The following is a 21,851-nucleotide window of genomic DNA, read 5'->3' on the forward strand; positions in this document are numbered from 1 at the left end:
AGGAGCAACTGTCTTGCATGCCGCGCCGGGGGCTCTTCGTAGGAGCGAGCTTGCTCGCGAACAGTGCTCAGCTGTGACTTCGGTGTTTTAGTTTGGCTCCGTCCCCTCTCCCCAACCCTCGGCTGCGCGCCCCGCCCTGAAGGGAGAGGGGGCTGTCCGTGCCGAGAAATGGTATGGCGCCAGCCGAAAACCTCGCGGTAGCCGGCTAACACCAAAACTCCCCGAACACACCGAACGGTTCCCTCTCCCGCTTGCGGGGGAGGGTTAGGGAGGGGGCGCTCTGAACGCCAACATCCGCTGTCCCCGGCAAATCCGGTTCGCGAGCAAGCTCGCTCCTACGAGAAGCCGTGCCCTTTCCCTCAAGGCAACAGAATGGTCGACCCGGTAGTCCGCCGCGCCGCCAGCTCGGTCTGCGCCTTGGCCGCGTCGGCCAGGGCGTAGCGCTGGTTGATCTCCACCTTGATCTTGCCGCTGGTGAGCATGCCGAACAGGTCCTCGGCCATCGCCTGCAGGCGCTCGGGGGTGTTGGCGTAGCCGAACAGCGTCGGGCGGGTGACGAACAGCGAGCCCTTCTGCGCCAGGATGCCCAGGTTGATGCCGTCCACCGGGCCCGAGGCGTTGCCGAAGCTGACGATCAGCCCGCGCGGGGCGGCGCAGTCCAGGGAGATCGGCCAGGTGTCCTTGCCCACCGAGTCGTAGACCACCGGGCACTTCTTGCCGTCGGTGAGCTGCAGCACGCGCTCCGCCACGTTTTCCTGGCTGTAGTCGATGGTCGCCCAGGCGCCGTGGGCCTTGGCCAGCTCCGCCTTGGCGGCCGAGCCGACGGTGCCGATCAGCTTCACCCCCAGGGCCTTGGCCCACTGGCAGGCGATCAGCCCGACGCCGCCGGCGGCCGCGTGCCAGAGCACGGTCTGGCCGGGCTGGGCGTTGTAGGTCTGGCGTAGCAGGTACTGCACGGTCAGGCCCTTGAGCATCACCGCGGCGGCGGTCTCGAAGTCGATGGCGTCGGGCAGTTTCACCACGTTGGCCGCCGGCAGCACGTGCAGCTCGCTGTAGGCGCCCAGCGGGCCGGTGGCGTAGCCGACGCGGTCGCCGACCTTGACGTTGCTCACCTCGCTGCCCACCGCTTCCACCTCGCCGGCGCCCTCGGTACCCAGCCCGGAGGGCAGCGCCGGGGCGGGATAGAGGCCGCTGCGGAAGTAGTTGTCGATGAAGTTCAGGCCGATGGCGCGGTTGCGCACGCGGACTTCCTTCGGGCCTGGTTCGGCGGGGGTGTAGTCGAGGTATTCGAGGACTTCGGGGCCGCCGGTGCGGGCGAACTGGATGCGCTTGGCCATGTCGATCTCCTGCTGCTGGCGGCGCCGGAGGGGTCGGCGCCGCGTTGGGAAAAGTCTTTCATCCAAGCCGCCTTGTTGACCGCCGTCAAGCATGGCATGGCGGCCGGGAATGCTATGCTTGCGCTCCTCTCCCGGCCTGCAGCCCAAGCGCCGCAAGGCTTTCCCGCTCCAAGGTGATCCCGTGACCGACCCTATCCAGGCCGTGAAGGCCTACCTGCTCGACCTGCAAGACCGCATCTGCTCCGCCCTCGAAGCCGAGGACGGCGGCGCCCGCTTCATCGAGGACGCCTGGGAGCGTCCGGCCGGCGGCGGTGGCCGCACCCGGGTGATCGGCGATGGCGCGCTGATCGAGAAGGGTGGGGTGAACTTCTCCCACGTGTTCGGCGCCGGCCTGCCGCCATCGGCCAGCGCGCACCGCCCGGAACTGGCCGGGCGCGGCTTCCAGGCCCTGGGCGTGTCGCTGGTGATCCACCCGCGTAACCCCCACGTGCCGACTTCCCACGCCAACGTGCGCTTCTTCATCGCCGAGAAGGAAGGCGAGGAGCCGGTGTGGTGGTTCGGCGGCGGCTTCGACCTGACGCCCTACTACGCCCACGAGGAAGACTGCGTGCACTGGCACAAGGTCGCCCGCGAGGCCTGCGCGCCCTTCGGCGAGGACGTCTACCCGCGCTACAAGGAATGGTGCGACCGCTACTTCCACCTCAAGCACCGCAACGAGCCGCGCGGCATCGGCGGCCTGTTCTTCGACGACCTGAACCAGTGGGACTTCGACACCAGCTTCGCCTTCCTGCGCGCCATAGGCGATGCCTACATCGAGGCCTACCTGCCCATCGTGCGCAAGCGCAAGGCCCAGGCCTGGACCGAGCGGCAGCGCGAGTTCCAGGAGTTCCGCCGCGGCCGCTACGTGGAGTTCAACCTGGTCTACGACCGCGGCACCCTGTTCGGCCTGCAGTCCGGCGGGCGCACCGAGTCGATCCTCATGTCGCTGCCGCCGCAGGTGCGCTGGGGCTACGACTGGAAACCCGAGCCGGGCAGCGAAGAGGCGCGGCTGACCGAGTATTTCCTCCAGGACCGCGATTGGTTGGGGTTGAAGCCGGAAGCCTGAAGCTGGAAGCCGGAAGAAAAAAGCCTCAAGCTTCCAGCTTCCAGCTTCCAGCTTCCAGCTTCCAGCTTCCAGCTTCCAGCTTCCAGCTTCCAGCTTCCAGCTTCCAGCTTCCAGCTTCCAGCTTCCAGCTCAAAAAGCCTATGAATCGTTATTGCGTCTTCGGCAACCCCATCGGCCACAGCAAGTCGCCGCTGATCCACCGCCTGTTCGCCGAGCAGACCGGCCAGGCGCTCACCTACGACGCCCAGCTGGCGCCGCTGGACGACTTCGCCGGGGCCGCCCGCGCGTTCTTCGCCGAGGGCCTGGGCGCCAACGTCACCGTGCCCTTCAAGGAAGACGCCTACCGCCTGTGCGGTGAACTCACCGAGCGCGCCCGCCGCGCCGGCGCGGTGAACACCCTGAAGAAGCTCGACGACGGCCGCCTGCTGGGCGACAACACCGACGGCGCCGGCCTGACCCGCGACCTGGTGGTGAACAATGGCGTGGTGCTCAAGGGCCGCCGCGTGCTGGTGCTGGGCGCCGGCGGCGCGGTGCGCGGCATCCTCGAACCCTTCCTGGCCGAGGGCCCGGCGGCGCTGGTGGTGCTCAACCGCACCGTGGCCAAGGCCGAGCAGCTGGCCCGCGAGTTCGCCGACCTGGGCCCGGTGCGCGCCGGCGGCTTCGACCTGCGCGACGAACCCTTCGACCTGATCGTCAACGGCACCTCGGCCAGCCTGGCCGGCGAACTGCCGCCCATCGACGCGGCGCTGATCCGCCCGGGGCACACCGTCTGCTACGACATGATGTACGGCAAGGAGCCGACCGCCTTCAATCGCTGGGCCGCGGAGCATGGCGCGGCGCGCTGCATCGACGGCCTGGGCATGCTGGTGGAGCAGGCGGCGGAGGCCTTCGTGCTGTGGCGCGGGGTGCGGCCGGATTCGCGGCCGGTGCTGGACGAGCTGCGGCGGCAATTGGCGGGTTAGGCTCTTCGTAGGAGCGAGCTTGCTCGCGAACGCCCCGTAGGATGGGTTGAGCGAAGCGATACCCATCACCGATGGCCGCATGGGTTTCGCAAGCTCAACCCATCCTACGAAAAGCACCGGTAACGTAGGGCGTATAACCGTTCGCGGTTATACGCCGCTTGACCGATCTCATCGTCACTCCGAGGCTGAACCCGGCGCATTCTGGGGCCACCGCCAATCGGCGGATAACGCCCTAGGCGTTATGCGCCCTACTCCACCTGCAATACCGCGCCTTCACCCATCTGCCGCGCCAATTCCTCACGCACCCTCGGCCGCGCGTGGCGCAGGATCAGATGCCGCCCTTCGCCGGCCAGCCGGCGGGCTTCCTGTTGCAACATGTGCGCCCCGGCGAAGTCGATGAAGTTCACGTGCCTGGCATCCAGCACCAGGCGCCGGCCCTGGCTGGCCTGGATCAGGCGCTGCAGGTAGTCGCAGGCGCCGAAGAAGATCGAGCCTTCCACCCGCAGCACTTCTTCCTCGCTGGCCTGCCAGCGTTCCACCCGTGGCTGCGAGGTGCGCCGCAGGTAGAGCAGCAGCGAGGCCAGCACGCCCAGGTAGATGGCGTTCTGCAGCGGCAGCAGCAAAGTCGCCGCGGCGGTCAGGGCCATCACCGCGAACTCGCTGCGGCTGCCGCGCCAGAGGGCGCGCAGGGCCGGGCGGTCGACCAGGCCCCAGGCGATCAGCAGGATGCCGCCGGCCATGGCCGGCAGCGGGATGTGGGTGATCAGCCCGGCGCCGGCCACCGCCAGCACGGCGACCCAGGCGGCGGAGAACACCCCGGCCAGCGGCGTGCGCGCGCCGGCTTCGAGGTTGAGCCCGGAGCGGGTGAAGGAGCCCGCCGAAAGGCTGCCGGAGAACCACGGGCCGACCAGGTTGGACAGGCCCTGGGCGCGGATTTCCTGGTTGGCGTCCAGCACCTGCTGGCTGCGCGCGGCCAGGGCGCGGGCGATGGACAGGCTGGTGACCAGGCCGAGCAGGCCGCAGGCCAGGGCCCCGGGCAGCAGCGCGGCGATGCCGGCCGCATCGACTTGCAGCGGGCTGAACGGCGGCAGCGCGCTGGCGAAGGCCCGCACCCGCGCCACGCCACCGAACCACGCGGGCAGCGCCCATACCGTCAGGCTGGCCACCAGCAGGCCGAACATCAACGCCGGCCAGCGCGGCCGCAGCCAGCGGCACAGCAGGCTCGCCGCCAGGCTGAGCAGGCCGATGGCCAGGGACGCCGGCTCGCATTCGCCCAGCCGCGCCAGCAGCAGGCGCGTGCCATCCAGGGCGCTGCCGCGGCTGTGTACTTCCACCCCCAGCAGATACGGCAACTGGCCCAGGGCGATGACCAGCGCCGCGCCCAGGGTGAAGCCGAGCATCACCGAGTGCGAGACGAAGTTCAGCAGCACCCCGGCGCGCATCGCGCCCAGGGCCCATTGCAGGATGCCGGCGAGGAAGGTCAGCAGCAGCACGTACTGGATGAACGTCTCGCTGCCCGGCGGCGCCAGGGGCGCCACCGTGGCGTAGAGCACCACCGAGATGGCCGCGGTGGGCCCGCCGACCATGTGCCTGGAGGAGCCCCACAGGCAGGCCACCACCACCGGCAGCATGGCCGCGTACAGGCCGTACTGCGGCGGCAGCCCGGCAATCAGCGCGTAGGCGATGGACTGCGGCAAGGCCAGCACCGCGCCGGCCAGGCCGACCCAGGCTTCCCGCGCCATCGCCCGCGGGCCGAGGCCCGGCAGCCAGGCGAGGAACGGCAGCAGGCGATACAGGCGCTCCATCGGCGGTCAGAGCTTGGCCTGCACGGCGGCCAGGGCATCGCCGCCGTCGCGGGCCTTCACCCCGTCCAGCCACTTGCCCAGGACCTGCGGGTTGGCCTTGATCCAGGCCTTCACCGCGTCGGCGTTCTTCACGTTCTTCTCCAGCACCTCGGCCATGATGGCGTTCTCCATCTTCAGGTCGAAGCTCAGGTTGGCCAGCAGCTTCGCGCTGTTCGGGCACTGCTGGGCGTAGCCGTTGCGGGTGACGGTGTAGACGCTGCCGGTGCTGCCGAAGTACTTGTCGCCGCCGGCCAGGTACTTCATGTCGTACTTCACGTTCATCGGGTGCGGCGTCCAGCCGAGGAAGACGATCCAGCGCTCGCGCTTAACCGCCCGGCCGACCTCGGCGAGCATCGCCTGCTCGCTGGATTCCACCAGCTTCCAGTCGCCCAGGCCGAACTCGTTGCCGCCGATCATCTTCTGGATCGACTGGTTGGCCGGCGCGCCCGAGCCGATGCCGTAGACCTTGTGGTTGAACTGGTCGGCGTGCTTCTGCAGGTCGGCGAAGTTCTTCACCCCGGCGTTATAGACGTAGGTCGGCACGGCGAGGGTGAATTCGGTGCCCTCCAGGTTCTTCGCCAGTCGCGTGACCTGGCCGCTGGCGATGAACTGGTCGTGGAAGCCCTGCTGCGCCGGCATCCAGTTGCCGAGGAAGGCGTCCACCTGGCCGTCGCGCAGGCCGCCGTAGATGATCGGCACCGAGAGGGTGTCGACCTTGGCCTGGTAGCCGAGGCTGTCGAGCAGGAAGCTGGCGACGCCGTTGGTCACGGCGATGTCGGTCCAGCCCGGATCGGCCAGTTTCACCGTGGCGCAGGCTTCGTCCTCGGCCTGCGCGGCCTGGCCGGCCAGCGCCATGGTGGTGGCCAGCAGCAATGCACTTAACTTGGTCATGCTTATCTCCCCTCGGCTTTTTCTGGTTGTGCTTATGGTCAGGGTCTGGGGTAACGGGCGCGGCGCTCCAGGTCGTCCAGGTCGATGTGGTTGCGCATGTACTGCTGGCTGGCATCGACGAACGGCTGGTGGTCCCAGCTGGTCAGCTTGCCGCGCTGCAAGGCGTCGGCGACGAAGCGCCGGCGGCGCTGGCTGGCCAGCACGCGGGCGGTGATCGCCGGGATGTCCCAACGCTGCCGGGCCTCGGCCAGGAAGGCGTCGAACAGCTCGCGGTGCGCCGCGGAGCCGGCCAGGTTCTCCAGCTCGCGCGGGTCGTTCTTCAGATCGTAAAGCAGGCACGGGTCCTGTTCGGAATAGACGAACTTGTAGTCGCCGCGGCGGATCATCATCAGCGGGCTGAGGGTGCCCTCGGCGGTGTACTCGCCGATCACCTCGTCGTGCCCGCCCTCGCCCCGCAGGTGCGGCAGCAGCGAGCGGCCGTCCAGCTCCAGGTCCGCCGGCAGCTCGCCGCCGGCCAGCTCCACCAGGGTCGGCAGCAGGTCGAGGGTGGACACCGACTCGGCCACGTGGCGCGCGGCGAAACGGCCCGGGGCGTGGATCAGCAGGGGCACGCGGGCGGCCATCTCGAACCAGTGCATCTTGTACCAGAGGCCGCGCTCGCCAAGCATGTCGCCGTGGTCGCCGGAGAACACCACCAGGGTGTTCTCGGCCAGGTCGCATTCCTCCAGGGTCCTGAGCAGCGCGCCGATCTGCGCGTCGACGTAGCTGCAGGCGCCGAAGTAGGCGCGGCGGGCGTCGCGGATCTTCTCCGGCGGCAGCGGCTTGCCCCACAGGTCGATGACCTTGAGCAGGCGCTGGGAGTGCGGGTCCTGCTCGTGCTGCGCCAGTTCCACCGAGGGCAGCGGGATGTCCTCGTCGCGGTACAGGTCCCAGTACTCGCGGGGGATGGTGTAGGGGTCGTGGGGGTGGGTCATGGAGACGGTCAGGCAGAACGGCTGCTCGGCGTGCTCGCGGATGTGGTCGTAGAGGTACTGGCGCGCCTTGAACACCACTTCGTCGTCGAAATCCAGCTGGTTGGTGCGCACGCAGGGCCCGGCCTGCAGCACCGAGGACATGTTGTGGTACCAGCTGGGGCGCACTTCCGGCTCGTCCCAGTTCACCGCCCAGCCGTAGTCGGCCGGGTAGATGTCGCTGGTCAGGCGCTCCTCGTAGCCGTGCAACTGGTCCGGGCCGCAGAAGTGCATCTTGCCCGACAGCGCCGTGCGGTAGCCCAGGCGGCGCAGGTGGTGGGCGTAGGTGGGGACGTCGGCGGCGAAGTCGGCGGCGTTGTCCCAGGCGCCGATCTTGGTCGGCAGCTGGCCGCTGACCAGGGTGAAGCGCGAGGGCGCGCACAGCGGGCTGTTGCAGTAGGCCGAATCGAACACCACGGCCTGTTCGGCCAGGCGCATCAGGTTGGGCATGCGGATCGGCGAGGCGGCATCGTGCAGGGGCAGCAGGGGCGCGGCCATCTGGTCGGCCATGATGAAGAGAATGTTCGGGCGTGGCATGGCGAGGCTTATCCTATGCACGGTTGTTATGGAATAGTGCCTGGCAGCAGTGTCACGCCGCGCCGGCAGGGGGTAAACCGCATGGCCATACATGCTTCGGATAACGCCAGCTTATGGGTAGCGAACCCATGAGCCTGCCCCTGGAACTGCTCCGCGTGTTCGAGTGCGCGGCCCGCGAGCAGGGCTTCACCGCGGCGGCCGCCGAGCTGGGCAGCAGCCAGCCGGCGGTGAGCCAGCAGATCAAGCGCCTGGAGAAGCTGCTCGGCACACGTCTGTTCGACCGGGTGCACCGCGGGATCGTTCTGACGGAAAGCGGCCAGTTGCTGCTGCGCCACGTGCAGGCCGGGCTGGCGGAGCTGGAGGCCGGGGTCGAGGCGGTCAGCGCCCGGCGCACCCAGGAGGTGCTGCAGGTGGCCACCGACTTCGCCTTCGCCGCCTACTGGCTGATGCCGCGCCTGCCGCGCTTCCGCCAGCGGCACCCGGAACTGGACGTCAGCCTGCTGAGCAGCGAGCGCAGCCCCAGCAGCCTGCGCAGCGACGTGGACGTGGCCATCGCCTTCGGCGACGGGCGTTTCAAACACGGCGAGCCGCTGCTGCTGTTCGGCGAGGAAGTCTTCCCGGTGTGCAGCCCGCGCCTGCTGGGCGAGCGCCAGGCGCCGCTGCCGCTGGAGGAGCTGCAGCGCCTGCCGCTGCTGCACCTGAAGCCCGAGGCCCACAGCCGCTGGTTCGACTGGCCGGGGCTGTTCCGCGCCCTGGAGCTGCCGCGCCCGCCGGAGGCTTCCGGGCTACGCTTCGACAACTACACGCTGCTGGTGCAGGCGGCCATCGCCGGCCAAGGCGTGGCCATTGGCTGGCGCCACCTGGTCGACGAACTGCTGGAGCAGGGGTTACTGTGCCGGCCCATCCGCGAGAGCGCCGCCTCGCGCTACGGCTATTACGCCGTGCTGCCCGAGCGCAAGCGCCGCGCCCGCCTGCTGCAGCCCTTCGTCGACTGGTTGCGCGCCGAACTGGAACAGGACCCATGAACGAGATCCACGGCTACCACGCCCATGTCTACTACGATGCCGACAGCCTGGAGCAGGCCCGCCAGCTATGCGAGGAGGCGGTGCGCCTGTTCGGCGTGAAGATGGGCCGCATGCACCAGCGCCCGGTCGGCCCGCATCCGGACTGGAGCTGCCAGCTGGCCTTCGGCAACGACGCCTTCGCCGCCGTGGTGCCCTGGCTGGCGCTGCACCGCGATGGCCTGGTGGTGTTCATCCACCCGGACACCGGCGACGACCTGCGCGACCACCGCGACCACGCCATCTGGATGGGCGCGGTGCGGCCGCTGGACCTGTCGCAGTTCGGCTGAGTTCGATAATGATTCTCGATTCGGTGTATGCTTGCCCGCTTTACCGGCGGCCCGCCCACGGCGGGCCGGTATTCCAGGGTATCGCGGTCATCATGCGGCGTTTCGCCTCCTCCCACCTCCTGCAGAGCTTCCAGGCGCACTATGCGGACCTGCTGCGCTTCCTCGCCCGCCGCCTGGGCGACAACCAGCGCGCCGCCGACGTCGCCCAGGACACCTGGCTGCGCCTGGCCGACCAGGCCCCGGAGGCCGAAGTGCAGGACCCGCGCGCCTACCTGTTCCGCGTCGCCGGTAACCTGGCCATCGACAACCTGCGCCGCGAGGGCCGGCTGGCCGAGCTGCACGTGGAGGAGACGGCGGCCAACGAGGTCAGCGACCCCGGCGCCGGCCTGGAGCGCAACCTGCTGGCCCGCGAGGCCCTGGAACAGCTCGACGCCGCCCTCGACCAGCTGCCGCCCAAGGCCCGCCAGGCGCTGCTGATGAACCGCCTGGACGGCCTGACCCACGCGCAGATCGCCCGTCGCCTTGGCGTTTCCGAGAGCATGGTGGGCAAGTACATCGTCCAGGCCATGCGCCATTGCCGCGACCACCTGCAACAGCGGGAGGCGCAGCCATGAGCCGCCGGGACCTGGAGAATCAGGCCATCGACTGGCTGGCGGAGCTGCATTCCGGCCGCGTCGAAGCCGGCCGCCGCAGCGCGTTCGCCCAGTGGCGCGCGCAGAGCCCCGAGCACGAAAGCGCCGCGCGCAGCGCCGAGGCGCTGTGGGGCGCCCTGCCGGCCACCCGCACGGCGCGCCGCCACCGCCTGCTGCGCCCGCGCCGCCTCGTCGCTGTGGCAGCGGCCGCTTGCGTCGCCGCGCTGGCCGTGGCGCTGGCGCTGCCCACGCCGGTGGCGGGCCTGTACGCCGACTACGCCACCCGTACCGGCGAGCGGCGGATGATCGAGCTGGCCGACGGCAGCCGCGTCTGGCTGAACAGCGCCAGCGCGCTGTCGGTGGACTTCTCCGCCAGCCGTCGGAGCCTGCATCTGTATGGCGGCGAGGCGCTGTTCGAAGTGGCCAAGGACGCGCAGCGGCCCTTCGTGGTGCATGCTGGCGACGGCGAAGTCACCGCCGTGGGCACCCGCTTCGACGTCGACAGCCGCGGCCCGGAAGTGCAGGTGGCGGTCAGCGAGGGCGTGGTGCGGGTGGAGGCCGGCGGCAAACCGGCGGTGCGCCTGGCCGCCGGCGAGCGCCTGGCCTATCGCGGAGAAGCCGCCCCCGGCCCGGTGCAGCCGCTGGACCTGGACAGCGCCAGCGCCTGGCAGCGCGGCAAGCTGATCTTCAACCAGCGCCCGCTGGGCGAGGTGCTGGCGGAACTGGAGCGCTACCTGCCGGGGCGCATCCTGCTGACCGATGCCGGCTTGCGGCGGCACAGGGTGAGCGGGGTGTTCGATCTGGACGATCCCGATGCGCTGCTGCAGACGTTGCAGCGGTTGCAGCCGGTGCGGGTGACGCGGTTGCCCTGGTTGGTGGTGGTTAGGCCGGTTTCTTCGTAGGGGCTGGAGAGCGCCCTCTCCCTAACCCTCTCCCTGAAGGGAGAGGGGACCGTTGGGCATGCGCTGATATTTCGGCGTTAGCCGGCTTGTACCGAGTATCCGGCTAACACCAGATCCTTTCTCGGCACGGACAAGCCCCCTCTCCCTTCAGGGAGAGGGCTGGGGAGAGGGAACGGCGCCAAACCAACACACCGAAGCCGCCGGTAACCGCCGTTCGCGAGCAAGCTCGCTCCAAAATACAAAACCAGACCCCGCGCAAAAATTTTTACCTCCCCCACTGCAAGATCCCCCACCCCGTTTCGTCGTAGGCATGAACGCGAAGAATTCCCAACAAACGCGCCCTGCCCACAAGAACGGAAACCCCCGCATGCATCACCGCCTCTCCCCGCTGTACCGCGCCCTGGCCCTGGCCGCCCTGCTCGGCGGCGCCAGCCCCCTGGCCCTGGCCGCCGAGGACGTCGAGCTGCATATCGCGCCGCGCAGCCTGGACAGCGCCCTGACGCAGTTCGCCGACCAGGCCGGGCTGCACCTGCTGTTCAACTCCGAGGACGTCCAGGGCCTGAAGAGCCCCGGCCTGGACGGCCGCTACAGCCGCGAGGAGGCGCTGGACAAGCTGCTTTCCGGCAGCGGCATGCGCTGGAGCTTCAGCGACGAGCGCACCGTGGTGCTGCAGCGCGAGAAGGCCGCCGGCGGCGAGCCGCTGAGCATGGCGCCGACGCAGATCAGCGTGGCCGCGCGCACGCCCACCGACATCAGCTCCATCCCCGGCACCGTCTGGGTGGTGGACCAGGCGCAGCTGCGCGAACAGCTGGACACCGGCGTCAGCCTCAAGGAAGCGGTGGGCAAGCTGGTCCCCGGCCTCGACCTGGCCCCGGAAGGCCGCACCAACTACGGCCAGAACATGCGCGGGCGCAACGTGCTGGTGATGATCGACGGCGTCAGCCAGAACAGCTCCCGCGGCCTGTCGCGGCAGTTCGACAGCATCTCGCCGTTCAACGTCGAGCGCATCGAAGTGCTCTCCGGTGCCAGCGCCATCTACGGCGGCGGCGCCACCGGCGGCATCATCAACATCATCACCAAGAAGGGCGTGCCCGGCAGTGCCCGCTTCGAAAGCCAGCTGGGCGCCAGCAGCGGCTTCAACAACAGCGACGACCTCTCCACCCGCCTGGCCCAGTCGGTCAGCGGCGGCAGCGATCGCCTGAGCGGGCGCCTGGGCGTTTCCGCGGAGAAGAACGAAGCCTTCTACGACGGCGCCGGCAACCAGATCTTCATCGACAACACCCAGACCGACCTGCAGTACAACCGCACCGTCGACGTCATGGGCAACCTCACCGCGCAGTTCACCGACGAGCAGAGCCTGGACCTGCTGGCCCAGTACTACGACTCGGGCAACGACGGCAGCACCGGCATCTACTTTCCGCACCTGAACTACAAGGCCCCCTCGGACCTGGACGATGCGCAGATCCGCAGCGGCATGGACACCGACCTGGAGCCGCAGACGCGCCGCCTGCTGCTCAACGCCAACTACCACCACGCCAACCTGCTGGACCAGGACTTCTACCTGCAGGCCTACTACCGCAAGGAAGACGACAACTTCTACCCCTTCCCCTACTACAACGCCGGCAAGCCGGCCGGCAGCACCGGCGTGTACTTCGCCGCCTCGCAGCAGAACTTCGAGGTCAGCGGCCTCAAGGGCCTGTTCAGCAAGCAGTGGGACAAGCTGAAGCTCACCTACGGCGTGGACCTGGACCACGAGCGCTTCAACGCCGAGCAGAAGACCTTCGACCAGCTGGTCTCCTCGGAAAGCGGCGGCCTCGACCTGAGTACCGCCAGCAGCGCGCCGCGCTACCCCAGCTACGTGGTCGACGGCCTGTCGTTCTACGGCCAGCTGGACTACAAGCTGACCGACGCCCTGACCCTCTCCGGCGGCGCGCGGCACCAGAAGATGGACGTCGAGGTCGACGACTTCAAGGGCGTGCCCGGCGGCAACAACGACTACCAGGTCAACCTGTTCAACCTCGGCGCCATCTACGACTTCCACAACGGCCACCAGCTGTGGGGCAACTACAGCGAAGGCTTCGACCTGCCCGACCCGGCCAAGTACTACGGCAAGCCCGGGCTCTCGGTGGACGACAACCCGCTGGCCGGCATCAAGAGCCGCCAGGTCGAGCTGGGCTGGCGCTATGCGGACATGGACTGGCAGGCGCAGACGGCGGTGTACTACATCTGGTCGGACAAGGTGATCAGCGTCGACCAGGCCACCCTGACCATCGACGTCAACGACCAGAAGAGCCGCGACTTCGGCTTCGAGGGCGCGCTGACGCGCTACTTCCAGAACGGCTGGCAGGGCGGCACCACCCTGCACCTGGTGCGCTCCGAGGAAGAGGACGCCGACGGCGACTGGATCAAGCGCGACGCGCGCTACGCCTCGCTGTCCAAGGCCACCGCCTTCGTCGGCTGGAACGATGAGCTGAACAGCGCGCGGCTGCAGGCCAACCACGCCATGAGCCTGAAGGACGACGCCGACCACGAGATCGACGGCTACACCACCTTCGACCTGATGGGGGAACGCAAGACGGGTTTCGGCACCTTCAGCGCGGGCATCCAGAACCTGCTGGACCGCGAGTACAGCACCGTGTGGGGGCAGCGGGCGACGCTGTTCTACTCGCCGACCTACGGGCCGGCCTACCTGTACGACTACCAGGGCCGCGGGCGCACCTTCACCCTGGGCTGGCGCATGGAGTACTGAGGGGGCTCAGGCCGCGCGGGATTCCTCGCGCGGCGCGTCCAGGTGGGTGTGCAGGCTGAGGGCGTGATGCTGGAGGATTTCCCCCAGCAGTTGTTGCAGCGGCAGTTCCAGGTAGGCCTGCAGGCTTTGCGCATCGGCCCAGCGGCCGCGCAGGCGCCAGAAGTCGCTGCGGGTGGCCGGCAGCAGCACCTCGTAGGACTGGCAGCCGGGCAACTGGTGCGCGGCGCTGATCAGGCGGTCGAGCAGCTGCGCCAGCTCGGCCTCGTGGCCGGGGCGTGAGCGGATCAGCAGGTGGTGTTCGAGCGGTTGTCGAATGGCCATGAAAGATCTCCTCCTGTCCCGGGCGCTGGAAGGGGGGCTCGGCCCGGTTGTGCCAGAGTAGGAGACGGGCGTCTGCGGGCGGTAGACGGATGCTGTCGGCTTCTTGCCTGATCCTGCGTCATCCGCGCCGCCTTGCCCGAAGCGGCGGATTCCCTGGCCTGGCTGGCATGATGGGGGCTTCCCGCGCTGGCTGGCTTGTACGATCCTGCCGATTGCTTGCCCGATCCTCCAGCGTCCGTCGCCCTGTCACACTTCCCGCGTGTGCCCGGGCGTAAGCTGGACGCCGCCACTCTCGGAGGCCCCCGTATGTCGCAACCCCACGACCCCGTCGCCGCCAGCCGCCAGGAACTGGCCGACATCATCGAGCGCCACTGCAATGGCGTCTCCGGCGTCCACGACACCGCCGTCGAATCGCTGTCGCTGGCGCGCCTGGAGCAGCCCAGCGAAGGCCGCATGCCCACCCTGTACCGCCCGGCGCTGTGCGTCATCGCCCAGGGCAGCAAGGAAATCCGCGTCGGCCCGGAAATCTACCGCTACGACGAACTCAACCTGCTGGTGGTCTCGGTGACCCTGCCGGTGTGCGGCCAGGTGGTCGACGCCTCGGCGGACAAGCCCTACCTGTCGCTGCGCCTGGACATCGACCCGGGCGAACTGACGCGGCTGATCGCCGACGCCGGCCTGGCCGGCAGCACCCCGCGCCCGGCCAGCCGCGGCATCTACCTGCAGCGCCTGGACACCTCGGTGCTCGACGCCCTGCTGCGGCTGATGCGCCTGCTCGACAGCCCGCGCGACATCGCCATGCTGGCGCCGCTGTACATCCGCGAGATTCTCTACCGCCTGCTGCGCGGGCCCCAGGGCCACCTGCTGCACGACCTGGCGATGACCGACAGCCAGACGCACCGGGTGACCCGCGCCATCGAATGGCTCAACCGCAACTTCGACAAGGCTCTGCGCATCGACGACCTGGCCCGCGAGGTCAACCTCAGCCCCTCGACCCTGCACCACCGCTTCAAGGAAGTCACCGCGCTCAGCCCGCTGCAGTACCAGAAGCAGCTGCGCCTGCAGGAGGCGCGCCGGCTGATGCTCTCCGAGGGTCTGGAAGTGGCGGTGGCCGGCCACCGCGTGGGCTACGAGAGCCCCTCGCAGTTCAGCCGCGAATACAGCCGCCTGTTCGGCGCCCCGCCGCTGCGCGACCTGGCCAGCCTGCGCAACGCCCTGGGCGACGCGGCGATGCCGGCCTGACCTTGGCCGAGCCTCGCGGCATGGCGATGGGTATCGCTTCGCTCAACGCCATCCTACGAGGCACGGTGTTTGCCGGGGGGCGTAGGAGCCGTGCCTGCCTGTAAGGTAGGAGCGGATTCATCCGCGATTCCGGCCAACAGGCCGGCGGGCATCTATCAACGCTCGTACAACTCCAACGGCAACCCGTCCGGATCGGCGAAGAAGGTAAAGCGCTTACCGGTCAACCCATCGCAACGGATCGGCTCGCAACGCACCCCCTGCCCCTCCAGCTCGACCACCGCCGCTTCCAGGTCTTCCACGGCAAAAGCCAGGTGGCGCAGCCCCAGAGCCTCGGGATAGGACGGCCGCGGCGGCGCGCCGGGGAAGGAGAACAGCTCCAGCTGCACCTCGCCCAGGGCCAGGTCGAGCTTCCAGGAATCGCGCTCGGCGCGGTAGGTCTCGGCGACAACCCGCAGCCCCAACACCTCGGTATAGAAGCGTTTCGAACGCGGGTAATCGGAGCAGATCAGGGCAACGTGATGGAGGCTGTGCAGATTCATGGGCTGGGGCCGCTGCGGAAAAACACCCGACCCATTATGCAGCCTGCCCGCCGCCCCCCGTAGGATGGCGTTGAGCGAAGCGATACCCATCGCTGGATATCGCCCCGCTCATGCAGCCGGGCCCTCAGCGCGCCTTGCGCACGCCCTCGGCCAGTTCGCGGCACAGGCCCAGCACGCCCTGCACGGCGTCGGCGGAGCTTCCCGCGTTGGCGATCTTGTCCACCAGCGCCGAGCCCACCACCACGCCGTCGGCCAGGCGGGCGACGCTGGCGGCGTGTTCCGGGGTGCGGATGCCGAAGCCGATGGCCACCGGCAGGTCGGTGTGGCGGCGCAGGCGCGCCACGGCCTGCTCGACGTGCTCCAGGGTCGCGGCTCCCGCGCCGGTCACGCCGGCCACCGAGACGTAGTAGACGAAGCCCGAGCTGCCCGCGAGCACCGTGGGCAGGCGCTTGTCGTCGGTGGTCGGGGTGGTCAGGCGGATGAAGTCCAGCCCCGCGGCCTGGGCCGGCTGGCACAGGTCCTCGTTATGCTCCGGCGGCAGGTCGACGATGATCAGGCCGTCGACGCCGGCTTCCTTGGCATCGGCGATGAAGCGCTCGACGCCGTAGTAGTGGATGGGGTTGAAGTAGCCCATCAGCACCAGCGGGGTGCTGTCGTTGCCGGCGCGGAATTCGCGGACCATCTTCAGCGTCCTGGCCAGGTTCTGGCCGTTGCCCAGGGCGCGGATGTTGGCCAGCTGGATCGCCGGGCCGTCGGCCATCGGGTCGGTGAACGGCATGCCCAGCTCGATCACGTCGGCGCCGGCCTCGGGCAGGCCCTTGAGGATGTCCAGCGAGGTGGAGTAGCCCGGGTCGCCGGCGGTGATGAAGGTCACCAGAGCGGCGCGGTTCTGCTGTTTCAGTTCGGCGAAGCGGGTCTGCAGGCGGCTCATGCTTGCTGCTCCTGTTGCATGTGGTGCATGACGGTCTGCATGTCCTTGTCGCCACGACCGGACAGGTTCACCACCATGATGTGGTCCTTGGGCAGGTTCGGCGCGCGCTTGAACACCTCGGCCAGGGCGTGGGAGGACTCCAGCGCCGGGATGATGCCTTCCAGGCGGCAGCAGGTGTGGAAGGCCTGCAGCGCTTCGTGGTCGGTGATCGAGGTGTACTCGACGCGGCCGATGTCGTGCAGCCACGCGTGTTCCGGGCCGATGCCGGGGTAGTCCAGGCCGGCGGAGATGGAGTGGGCATCGATGATCTGGCCGTCCTCGTCCTGCAGCAGGAAGGTGCGGTTGCCGTGCAGCACGCCGGGCACGCCGCCGTTCAGGCTGGCCGCGTGCTTGCCGGTCTCGATGCCGTGGCCGGCGGCTTCCACGCCGATGATCTTCACCCCGGCGTCATCCAGGAACGGGTGGAACAGGCCCATGGCGTTGGAGCCGCCGCCGATGCAGGCGACCAGGGAATCGGGCAGGCGCCCTTCCTTCTCGGCCAGCTGCTCGCGGGTTTCCTTGCCGATCACCGCCTGGAAGTCGCGGACCATCGCCGGGTAGGGGTGCGGGCCGGCCACGGTGCCGATCAGGTAGAAGGTGTCGTGGACGTTGGTCACCCAGTCGCGCAGGGCTTCGTTCATGGCGTCCTTGAGAGTGCCGGTGCCGGCGGTGACCGGGATCACCTCGGCGCCCAGCAGGCGCATGCGGAAGACGTTGGCCTGCTGGCGGTCGATGTCGGTGGTGCCCATGTAGACCACGCACTTCATGCCGAAGCGCGCCGCCACGGTGGCGGTGGCCACGCCGTGCATGCCGGCGCCGGTCTCGGCGATGATGCGCTGCTTGCCCATGCGCCTGGCCAGGAGGATCTGGCCGATGCAGTTGTTGATCTTGTGCGCGCCGGTGTGGTTCAGCTCTTCGCGCTTGAGGTAGATCTTCGCGCCGCCGCAGTGCTCGGTCAGGCGCTCGGCGAAGTACAGCGGGCTCGGGCGGCCGACGTAGTCGCGCTGGAAGTAGGCCAGTTCCTTGTGGAACTCCGGATCTTCCTTGGCCTTGTCGTACTCGCGGGCCAGGTCGTGGATCAGCGGCATCAGCGTCTCGGCGACGTACTGGCCGCCGAAGCTGCCGAACAGGCCCTTGGCGTCGGGACCGGTGCGCAATGTGGACATGGGAAGGCTCCTCTGGTGTCGGTAGGCAGGAGCGCCCCTGGGTGCGAAACACCTCCAGGGAAGCACGGCTTTTCGTAGGATGGCGTTGAGCGAAGCGATACCCATCACCACGGCAGCATGGGTATCGCAAGCTCAACCCATCCTACGAAGAGCACCTCGGCGCAAGGCCGTTGCTCCTACGGAATGTGCCGAGGATACGACTGCCAGCCGGGCGGGAAAAGCGATAAGATCGCCCGGACATGTCAGGAAAACTCACAGGTTTAACGCCATGAGCCGCGACCTTCCCCCGCTCAACGCCCTGCGCGCCTTCGATGCCGTCGCCCGTCTCGGCGGCGTGAGCCAGGCGGCGGCCGAGCTGCATGTCACCCACGGCGCGGTGAGCCGGCAGCTGCGGCAACTGGAGGAAGACCTCGGCGTGGCCCTGCTGGCCAAGGACGGGCGCGGCGTAAAACTCACCGATGCCGGGCGCCGCTTGGGCGAGGCCAGCGGCGACGCCTTCGAGCGCCTGCGCCGTGTCTGCGCCGAGCTGCGCCAGGCTGGCGGCGAGGCGCCCTTCGTGCTCGGTTGCCCGGGAAGCCTGCTGGCCCGCTGGTTCATCCCGCGCCTGGACCGCCTCAACCGCGAGCTGCCGGAACTGCGCCTGCAACTCTCGGCCAGCGAGGGCGAACTGGACCCACGCCGCGGCGGCGTCGACGCCACCCTGCTGTTCGCCGAGCCGCCGTGGCCGGCCGACATGCAGGTGTTCGAACTGGCCGCCGAGCGCATCGGCCCGGTGCTCAGCCCGCGCCACCCGCGCTTCGCCGAACTGCAGCTGGCCGAGCCCCGGGCGCTGCTGGGCGAGGCATTGCTGCACACCGCCTCGCGGCCCCAGGCCTGGCCGCAATGGGCGCTCGCCCAGGGCCTGGACGCCGGCGCCCTGCACCTGGGCCAGGGCTTCGAGCACCTGTACTACCTGCTGGAAGCGGCGGTGGCCGGCCTTGGCGTGGCCATCGCCCCCCAGGCGCTGGTGGCCGACGACCTCGCCGCCGGCCGCCTCGCCGCGCCCTGGGGCTTCGCCGAAACCGCCGCGCGCCTGGCGCTGTGGGTGCCGGCCCGGCGCGGCGACGCCCGCGCCGAACGCCTGGCCCGCTGGTTGCGAACGGAACTGGCCGCGCGCTGAGGGTTGCCCCCTGGCGGCAATTTGCTGCACTTCCAGGGCTCGGCTAGTGTCCTACGAGGACATTCAGCACTGCGCGCCGCCGGGCGCGCTCAAGGAGAAGCCGATGTCGAACCATCACACCTACAAGAAGATCGAGCTGGTCGGGTCTTCGCGCACCAGCATCGAGGACGCCATCAACAACGCCCTGGCCGAGGCCTCGAAGTCGTTGAAGAACCTGGAATGGTTCGAGGTGGTGGACACCCGCGGGCATATCGAGAACGGTGCGGTGGGGCATTACCAGGTGACGCTGAAGGTCGGCTTCAAGATCGCCGACAGCTGACCGGCATTTGCCGCCGCGCGCCCGCGGGCCGGGGCGCCGGGGGCTTTCGGGGGCCGCCGCGGGGCGGCCGTTTCACGGGCCCAGCGGGGCCCTTCGTCCATTCGTTCAACGGAGAGCATCAGCCATGAAGAACCTGTTGTTGGCCGCCGGCCTACTGGCCATGGCGGGCAGCGTCCTGGCCGCCGGCAAGCCGTGCGAGGAGCTCAAGGCCGAGATCGACGCGAAACTCCAGGCCAAGGGCGTCTCGGGCTACACCCTGGAGATCGTCGACAAGGGCGCGGGTGGCGCTCGTCAGGTGGTCGGCACCTGCGAGGGCGGCAGCAAGGAGATCGTCTATTCGCGGCACTGAAGCCGCCGCGGGACCGCGAAGGGGCGCCATTGGCGCCCCTTCGTCGTTGGGCACTCTGTCGCCGCCGCGCTGTCTCTCGTTAGGATAGGGCGCCCCGTGGTGGGGCTGACGAGGGAATGCCATGACCGTGAGCAAGTTCGCCGTGCTGATGCTGGCCCTGGCCTGCGCGGGCGCCGCCCAGGCGAAGACCAAGCCGTGCGAGGAACTCAAGGCGGAGATCGAGACCAAGATCCAGTCCGCCGGGGTGACCGCCTACACCCTGGAGATAGTCACCAACGCCGAGGTGAAGGACCCGAGCATGGTGGTCGGCAGCTGCGAGGGCGGCACGCGCAAGATCATCTACCAGAAGAACGACGACTGAGCCGCCCGGCTCAGAACAGCCCGCAGTCCATCCGCCCCTGGAAATCGGTCTTGGCCACCAGCTGGCCGTTGGCATCGGTGAGCAGGGCCAGGGCCTTGCGCAGTTGCGGGCGCACTTCCAGGCGGTAGCGCTGGCCGGGGGCGAAGTTGTCGTAGGTCAGCCATACGCGGCAGGTGATCTGCGTGGTGTTGTCGCTCATCGCCAGGCCGCCGCCGCCACCCCCGGGAATCTCGTACTGGTAGCGCACTTCCAGCTCGTGCTTGCCCGGCGGCACCTGGAAGAAGCGGCCGTCGCGCAGCACCTGCTTGTCCAGGCGCTCGGCGAGCAGGGTGTTGGCCGGCTGGGTGTAGAGGTCGACCCAGGCCAGCTGCGGGTCGTGGGCCGGCAGCGGGCCGGCGCAGGCGCTCAGCAGGGCCGGGAGGAACAGCAGCGGGAGTTTGCCCATGGCGGTGTCGCTCGAAGCGGGGAATCCGCCCAGCATACGCCCTGGGCGGCGCCGCGGCGCGTTCGCTCAGACCTTCTCGCAGCGCCCGGTGCGGCCGCGGGCGATTTCATTGGCCTGCTGGTCGTACAGCCGCGCCCAGGGGTAGAAGCCGATGCTGCCGGTCTCCAGGCGGTAACGCTGGCCGGCGCCGAAGTCCTTGTACTTGAGGGTCAGCTGGCAGTCGCGCCACATCGCCTCGGAAACTGCGGCCTCGGAACCGATGTTCTGCGGTTCGACCTGGAACTGGTAGCGCACGCGCAGCTCGTGCTGGCCGGGGTCGACCTCGAAGTAGCGGGTGCTGTGCCAGGGCTGGTCGTCCACCTGCAGGGCCGAGAGGTCGCTCTGGCCGTTGGTGTCGAGGTCGATCCAGGCACGGTTGGGGTCGGGTTGCGGCAGGATCAGCGAGCAACCGCTCAGGACGAGCAGGCCGGTGGCGAGCAGCAGCGGGCGCATGGGTACACTCCAGGGTGGTCTCGTTGTGTCGGCAGCGGCGGTTCGGGGCCTGTGCTAATGTGCCGCGCATGCCCGCCCGCCTGTGTATTGCGTTTCTCGACCGCCGATTGCCCCGCTGGGTTCCCTGCCTGGCGTTCTTCCTGCTGGGCGGTTGTTCCACCGCCGGCTATTACAGCCAACTGGGCAACGGCCAGTTGCAGTTGCTGGCGGCCCGCGAGCCGGTGGCCGAGGTGGTCGCCGACCCCGCCCGCGACGCCAGGCTGCGCCAGCGCCTGGCGCTGTCCCAGGAGGCCCGCGCCTTCGCCAGCGCCGAGCTGGCCCTGCCGGACAACCGCAGCTACCGGCTGTACAGCGATATCCACCGGCCCTACGTGGTGTGGAACGTGTTCGCCACGCCGGAGCTGTCGCTGCAGCCGCTCACCCACTGCTTCCCCATCGCCGGCTGCGTGGCCTACCGCGGCTACTACGCCGAGGCCGGCGCCAAGGCTGAGGCGCAGCGCCTGAAGGCGCAGAGCTGGGACGTCTACGTCGGCGGCGTGGAGGCCTACTCCACCCTCGGCTGGTTCGACGACCCGATCATCAGCAGCATGCTGCGCTGGGACGACCAGCGCCTGGCCGAGACGCTGTTCCACGAGCTGGCCCACCAGCGCTTCTACCTGCCGGGCGACACCGCCTTCAACGAATCCTACGCCAGCTTCGTCGAGCAGGAGGGCGGCCGCCGCTGGCGCGCCTTCCGCGGCCTGCCGCCGGAACAGGCCAGCCGCGTGCGCCAGCGCGAAGGCTTCACCCGCCTGGTGCTGGACACCCGCGAGCGCCTGAAGGAGCTCTACGCCCGCGACCTGCCCGAGGCCGACAAGCGCGCCGCCAAGGCCGCCGAGTTCGAGCGCCTGCGCCGCGACTACCGTGAACTGTGCCAGCGCGAATGGGCCGGCAAGTGCCCCTACGACGCCTGGGTGAACGGCCCGCTGAACAACGCCAAGCTGCTGCCATTCGGCCTCTACGACCAGTGGGTGCCGGCCTTCGCCACCCTGCTGCGCCAGGTCGGCGGCAACTGGCCGGCGTTCTATGCGCGGGTCGAGAAGCTCGGCGCGCTGCCCGCGGAAGAGCGCCAGGCAGCGCTGGTTCGACTGAAAACCGGCGAATTCGTCAGCCTGCGCTAGGCTCACCC

Annotated in this window: 23 protein-coding genes; 13 read left to right on the forward strand and 10 right to left on the reverse strand. The window is 69.2% G+C overall.

Annotated features, from left to right (window positions below; all coding sequences use genetic code 11):
• Positions 1–359: 359 nt before the first annotated feature.
• Complete coding sequence (locus tag PcP3B5_RS00190) at positions 360–1,337, reverse strand: quinone oxidoreductase family protein (protein WP_061560284.1); 978 nt, start codon at positions 1,335–1,337, stop codon at positions 360–362.
• 181 nt (positions 1,338–1,518) lie between these two features.
• Here PcP3B5_RS00190 and hemF point away from each other — a divergent pair, with 181 nt between their 5' ends.
• Positions 1,519–2,442 carry an oxygen-dependent coproporphyrinogen oxidase gene (gene hemF / locus PcP3B5_RS00195; protein ID WP_058071057.1) on the forward strand — a complete coding sequence of 308 codons (924 nt, stop codon included), beginning with the start codon at positions 1,519–1,521 and terminating at the stop codon, positions 2,440–2,442.
• A 140-nt stretch (positions 2,443–2,582) separates the two neighbouring features.
• Complete coding sequence (gene aroE / locus PcP3B5_RS00200; RefSeq protein WP_061560285.1) at positions 2,583–3,404, forward strand: shikimate dehydrogenase; 822 nt, start codon at positions 2,583–2,585, stop codon at positions 3,402–3,404.
• Positions 3,405–3,652: 248 nt separating this feature from the next.
• Here the strand turns inward: aroE and PcP3B5_RS00205 are convergent, their stop codons facing one another.
• Genes PcP3B5_RS00205 through betC form a run of 3 tightly spaced genes read right to left on the reverse strand, consistent with a single transcriptional unit; the run spans position 3,653 to position 7,686 of the window.
• Entirely contained in the window at positions 3,653–5,209 is a 1,557-nt protein-coding gene (locus tag PcP3B5_RS00205; protein ID WP_061560286.1) for a SulP family inorganic anion transporter, read from the reverse strand.
• Between the two features lie 6 nt (positions 5,210–5,215).
• Positions 5,216–6,139 (reverse strand): choline ABC transporter substrate-binding protein, encoded by a 924-nt coding sequence (locus tag PcP3B5_RS00210; protein WP_061560287.1) that lies wholly within the window; start codon positions 6,137–6,139, stop codon positions 5,216–5,218.
• A 38-nt stretch (positions 6,140–6,177) separates the two neighbouring features.
• On the reverse strand, positions 6,178–7,686 hold the full coding sequence (betC, locus tag PcP3B5_RS00215) for a choline-sulfatase (RefSeq protein WP_061560288.1): 1,509 nt from the start codon (positions 7,684–7,686) through the stop codon (positions 6,178–6,180).
• 128 nt (positions 7,687–7,814) lie between these two features.
• On the opposite strand from betC, the gene PcP3B5_RS00220 reads away from it, so the two are divergent.
• From PcP3B5_RS00220 to PcP3B5_RS00240, 5 genes are all read left to right on the forward strand, one after another.
• Positions 7,815–8,711 carry a choline sulfate utilization transcriptional regulator gene (locus tag PcP3B5_RS00220; RefSeq protein ID WP_061560289.1) on the forward strand — a complete coding sequence of 299 codons (897 nt, stop codon included), beginning with the start codon at positions 7,815–7,817 and terminating at the stop codon, positions 8,709–8,711.
• A complete protein-coding gene (locus tag PcP3B5_RS00225; RefSeq protein ID WP_043270100.1) occupies positions 8,708–9,037 on the forward strand; it encodes a DOPA 4,5-dioxygenase family protein in 330 nt (109 codons plus the stop codon). Before PcP3B5_RS00220 ends, PcP3B5_RS00225 begins: the two co-directional genes overlap by 4 nt.
• 92 nt (positions 9,038–9,129) lie before the next feature.
• The gene (locus tag PcP3B5_RS00230; protein WP_024128852.1) at positions 9,130–9,651 is read left to right on the forward strand and encodes a sigma-70 family RNA polymerase sigma factor; all 522 of its coding nucleotides are present in this window, start codon (positions 9,130–9,132) and stop codon (positions 9,649–9,651) included.
• Entirely contained in the window at positions 9,648–10,571 is a 924-nt protein-coding gene (locus PcP3B5_RS00235; RefSeq protein ID WP_043270099.1) for a FecR family protein, read from the forward strand. Before PcP3B5_RS00230 ends, PcP3B5_RS00235 begins: the two co-directional genes overlap by 4 nt.
• Positions 10,572–10,938: 367 nt before the next feature.
• Positions 10,939–13,320, forward strand: coding sequence for a TonB-dependent receptor (locus PcP3B5_RS00240; protein ID WP_051878806.1), 2,382 nt, complete (start codon positions 10,939–10,941; stop codon positions 13,318–13,320).
• Positions 13,321–13,326: 6 nt separating this feature from the next.
• Here PcP3B5_RS00240 and PcP3B5_RS00245 read toward each other — a convergent pair whose 3' ends face one another.
• Positions 13,327–13,641 carry an antibiotic biosynthesis monooxygenase family protein gene (locus PcP3B5_RS00245; protein ID WP_043270095.1) on the reverse strand — a complete coding sequence of 105 codons (315 nt, stop codon included), beginning with the start codon at positions 13,639–13,641 and terminating at the stop codon, positions 13,327–13,329.
• A 306-nt stretch (positions 13,642–13,947) separates the two neighbouring features.
• Here PcP3B5_RS00245 and PcP3B5_RS00250 point away from each other — a divergent pair, with 306 nt between their 5' ends.
• On the forward strand, positions 13,948–14,883 hold the full coding sequence (locus PcP3B5_RS00250; RefSeq protein WP_009614506.1) for an AraC family transcriptional regulator: 936 nt from the start codon (positions 13,948–13,950) through the stop codon (positions 14,881–14,883).
• A gap of 155 nt (positions 14,884–15,038) precedes the next feature.
• On the opposite strand, the gene gloA2 is transcribed toward PcP3B5_RS00250, so the two are convergent.
• The 3 genes from gloA2 to trpB form a co-directional block, all read right to left on the reverse strand.
• Positions 15,039–15,422, reverse strand: a complete 384-nt coding sequence (gene gloA2, locus PcP3B5_RS00255; RefSeq protein ID WP_043270344.1) for an SMU1112c/YaeR family gloxylase I-like metalloprotein — start codon at positions 15,420–15,422, stop codon at positions 15,039–15,041.
• Positions 15,423–15,546: 124 nt separating this feature from the next.
• On the reverse strand, positions 15,547–16,353 hold the full coding sequence (gene trpA / locus PcP3B5_RS00260) for a tryptophan synthase subunit alpha (protein WP_043270093.1): 807 nt from the start codon (positions 16,351–16,353) through the stop codon (positions 15,547–15,549).
• Positions 16,350–17,558: a tryptophan synthase subunit beta gene (trpB, locus tag PcP3B5_RS00265; protein WP_043270091.1), complete on the reverse strand. Its 1,209-nt coding sequence runs from the start codon at positions 17,556–17,558 to the stop codon at positions 16,350–16,352. The genes trpA and trpB overlap by 4 nt, the downstream gene beginning before the upstream one ends.
• A 268-nt stretch (positions 17,559–17,826) precedes the next feature.
• On the opposite strand from trpB, the gene PcP3B5_RS00270 reads away from it, so the two are divergent.
• The 4 genes from PcP3B5_RS00270 to PcP3B5_RS00285 all read left to right on the forward strand — a co-directional run bounded on the left by PcP3B5_RS00270 (position 17,827) and on the right by PcP3B5_RS00285 (position 19,746).
• Entirely contained in the window at positions 17,827–18,717 is an 891-nt protein-coding gene (locus PcP3B5_RS00270; protein WP_043270089.1) for a LysR family transcriptional regulator, read from the forward strand.
• Positions 18,718–18,820: 103 nt separating this feature from the next.
• Positions 18,821–19,036 carry a dodecin gene (locus PcP3B5_RS00275; RefSeq protein WP_009614515.1) on the forward strand — a complete coding sequence of 72 codons (216 nt, stop codon included), beginning with the start codon at positions 18,821–18,823 and terminating at the stop codon, positions 19,034–19,036.
• Between the two features lie 124 nt (positions 19,037–19,160).
• Entirely contained in the window at positions 19,161–19,385 is a 225-nt protein-coding gene (locus tag PcP3B5_RS00280) for a DUF1161 domain-containing protein (RefSeq protein ID WP_043270087.1), read from the forward strand.
• A 148-nt stretch (positions 19,386–19,533) separates the two neighbouring features.
• Complete coding sequence (locus PcP3B5_RS00285) at positions 19,534–19,746, forward strand: DUF1161 domain-containing protein (RefSeq protein WP_099049091.1); 213 nt, start codon at positions 19,534–19,536, stop codon at positions 19,744–19,746.
• Positions 19,747–19,756: 10 nt separating this feature from the next.
• Here the strand turns inward: PcP3B5_RS00285 and PcP3B5_RS00290 are convergent, their stop codons facing one another.
• Positions 19,757–20,191: a PA0061/PA0062 family lipoprotein gene (locus PcP3B5_RS00290; RefSeq protein ID WP_009614521.1), complete on the reverse strand. Its 435-nt coding sequence runs from the start codon at positions 20,189–20,191 to the stop codon at positions 19,757–19,759.
• A 66-nt stretch (positions 20,192–20,257) separates the two neighbouring features.
• Positions 20,258–20,683, reverse strand: a complete 426-nt coding sequence (locus PcP3B5_RS00295; protein WP_043270085.1) for a PA0061/PA0062 family lipoprotein — start codon at positions 20,681–20,683, stop codon at positions 20,258–20,260.
• A gap of 68 nt (positions 20,684–20,751) precedes the next feature.
• Between PcP3B5_RS00295 and PcP3B5_RS00300 the strand changes: the two genes are divergently transcribed.
• Positions 20,752–21,843, forward strand: coding sequence for an aminopeptidase (locus PcP3B5_RS00300; protein ID WP_051878802.1), 1,092 nt, complete (start codon positions 20,752–20,754; stop codon positions 21,841–21,843).
• Positions 21,844–21,851 lie beyond the last annotated feature (8 nt).

Source organism: Pseudomonas citronellolis, from assembly GCF_001586155.1.
GTDB lineage: Bacteria > Pseudomonadota > Gammaproteobacteria > Pseudomonadales > Pseudomonadaceae > Pseudomonas > Pseudomonas citronellolis.

Bases quoted from the DNA above. Each gene is read 5' to 3' on its own strand.
- PcP3B5_RS00240 (WP_051878806.1), top strand. From the start codon at position 10,939: ATGCATCACCGCCTCTCCCCGCTGTACCGCGCCCTGGCCCTGGCCGCC.
- PcP3B5_RS00225 (WP_043270100.1), top strand. From the start codon at position 8,708: ATGAACGAGATCCACGGCTACCACGCCCATGTCTACTACGATGCCGAC.
- gloA2 (WP_043270344.1), bottom strand. From the start codon at position 15,422: ATGAATCTGCACAGCCTCCATCACGTTGCCCTGATCTGCTCCGATTAC.
- PcP3B5_RS00230 (WP_024128852.1), top strand. From the start codon at position 9,130: ATGCGGCGTTTCGCCTCCTCCCACCTCCTGCAGAGCTTCCAGGCGCAC.
- PcP3B5_RS00270 (WP_043270089.1), top strand. From the start codon at position 17,827: ATGAGCCGCGACCTTCCCCCGCTCAACGCCCTGCGCGCCTTCGATGCC.
- PcP3B5_RS00190 (WP_061560284.1), bottom strand. From the start codon at position 1,337: ATGGCCAAGCGCATCCAGTTCGCCCGCACCGGCGGCCCCGAAGTCCTC.
- PcP3B5_RS00280 (WP_043270087.1), top strand. From the start codon at position 19,161: ATGAAGAACCTGTTGTTGGCCGCCGGCCTACTGGCCATGGCGGGCAGC.
- PcP3B5_RS00220 (WP_061560289.1), top strand. From the start codon at position 7,815: ATGAGCCTGCCCCTGGAACTGCTCCGCGTGTTCGAGTGCGCGGCCCGC.
- PcP3B5_RS00235 (WP_043270099.1), top strand. From the start codon at position 9,648: ATGAGCCGCCGGGACCTGGAGAATCAGGCCATCGACTGGCTGGCGGAG.
- PcP3B5_RS00210 (WP_061560287.1), bottom strand. From the start codon at position 6,139: ATGACCAAGTTAAGTGCATTGCTGCTGGCCACCACCATGGCGCTGGCC.
- PcP3B5_RS00250 (WP_009614506.1), top strand. From the start codon at position 13,948: ATGTCGCAACCCCACGACCCCGTCGCCGCCAGCCGCCAGGAACTGGCC.
- PcP3B5_RS00285 (WP_099049091.1), top strand. From the start codon at position 19,534: ATGCTGGCCCTGGCCTGCGCGGGCGCCGCCCAGGCGAAGACCAAGCCG.
- PcP3B5_RS00245 (WP_043270095.1), bottom strand. From the start codon at position 13,641: ATGGCCATTCGACAACCGCTCGAACACCACCTGCTGATCCGCTCACGC.
- PcP3B5_RS00300 (WP_051878802.1), top strand. From the start codon at position 20,752: ATGCCCGCCCGCCTGTGTATTGCGTTTCTCGACCGCCGATTGCCCCGC.
- aroE (WP_061560285.1), top strand. From the start codon at position 2,583: ATGAATCGTTATTGCGTCTTCGGCAACCCCATCGGCCACAGCAAGTCG.
- trpB (WP_043270091.1), bottom strand. From the start codon at position 17,558: ATGTCCACATTGCGCACCGGTCCCGACGCCAAGGGCCTGTTCGGCAGC.
- PcP3B5_RS00290 (WP_009614521.1), bottom strand. From the start codon at position 20,191: ATGGGCAAACTCCCGCTGCTGTTCCTCCCGGCCCTGCTGAGCGCCTGC.
- PcP3B5_RS00295 (WP_043270085.1), bottom strand. From the start codon at position 20,683: ATGCGCCCGCTGCTGCTCGCCACCGGCCTGCTCGTCCTGAGCGGTTGC.
- PcP3B5_RS00205 (WP_061560286.1), bottom strand. From the start codon at position 5,209: ATGGAGCGCCTGTATCGCCTGCTGCCGTTCCTCGCCTGGCTGCCGGGC.
- trpA (WP_043270093.1), bottom strand. From the start codon at position 16,353: ATGAGCCGCCTGCAGACCCGCTTCGCCGAACTGAAACAGCAGAACCGC.
- betC (WP_061560288.1), bottom strand. From the start codon at position 7,686: ATGCCACGCCCGAACATTCTCTTCATCATGGCCGACCAGATGGCCGCG.
- PcP3B5_RS00275 (WP_009614515.1), top strand. From the start codon at position 18,821: ATGTCGAACCATCACACCTACAAGAAGATCGAGCTGGTCGGGTCTTCG.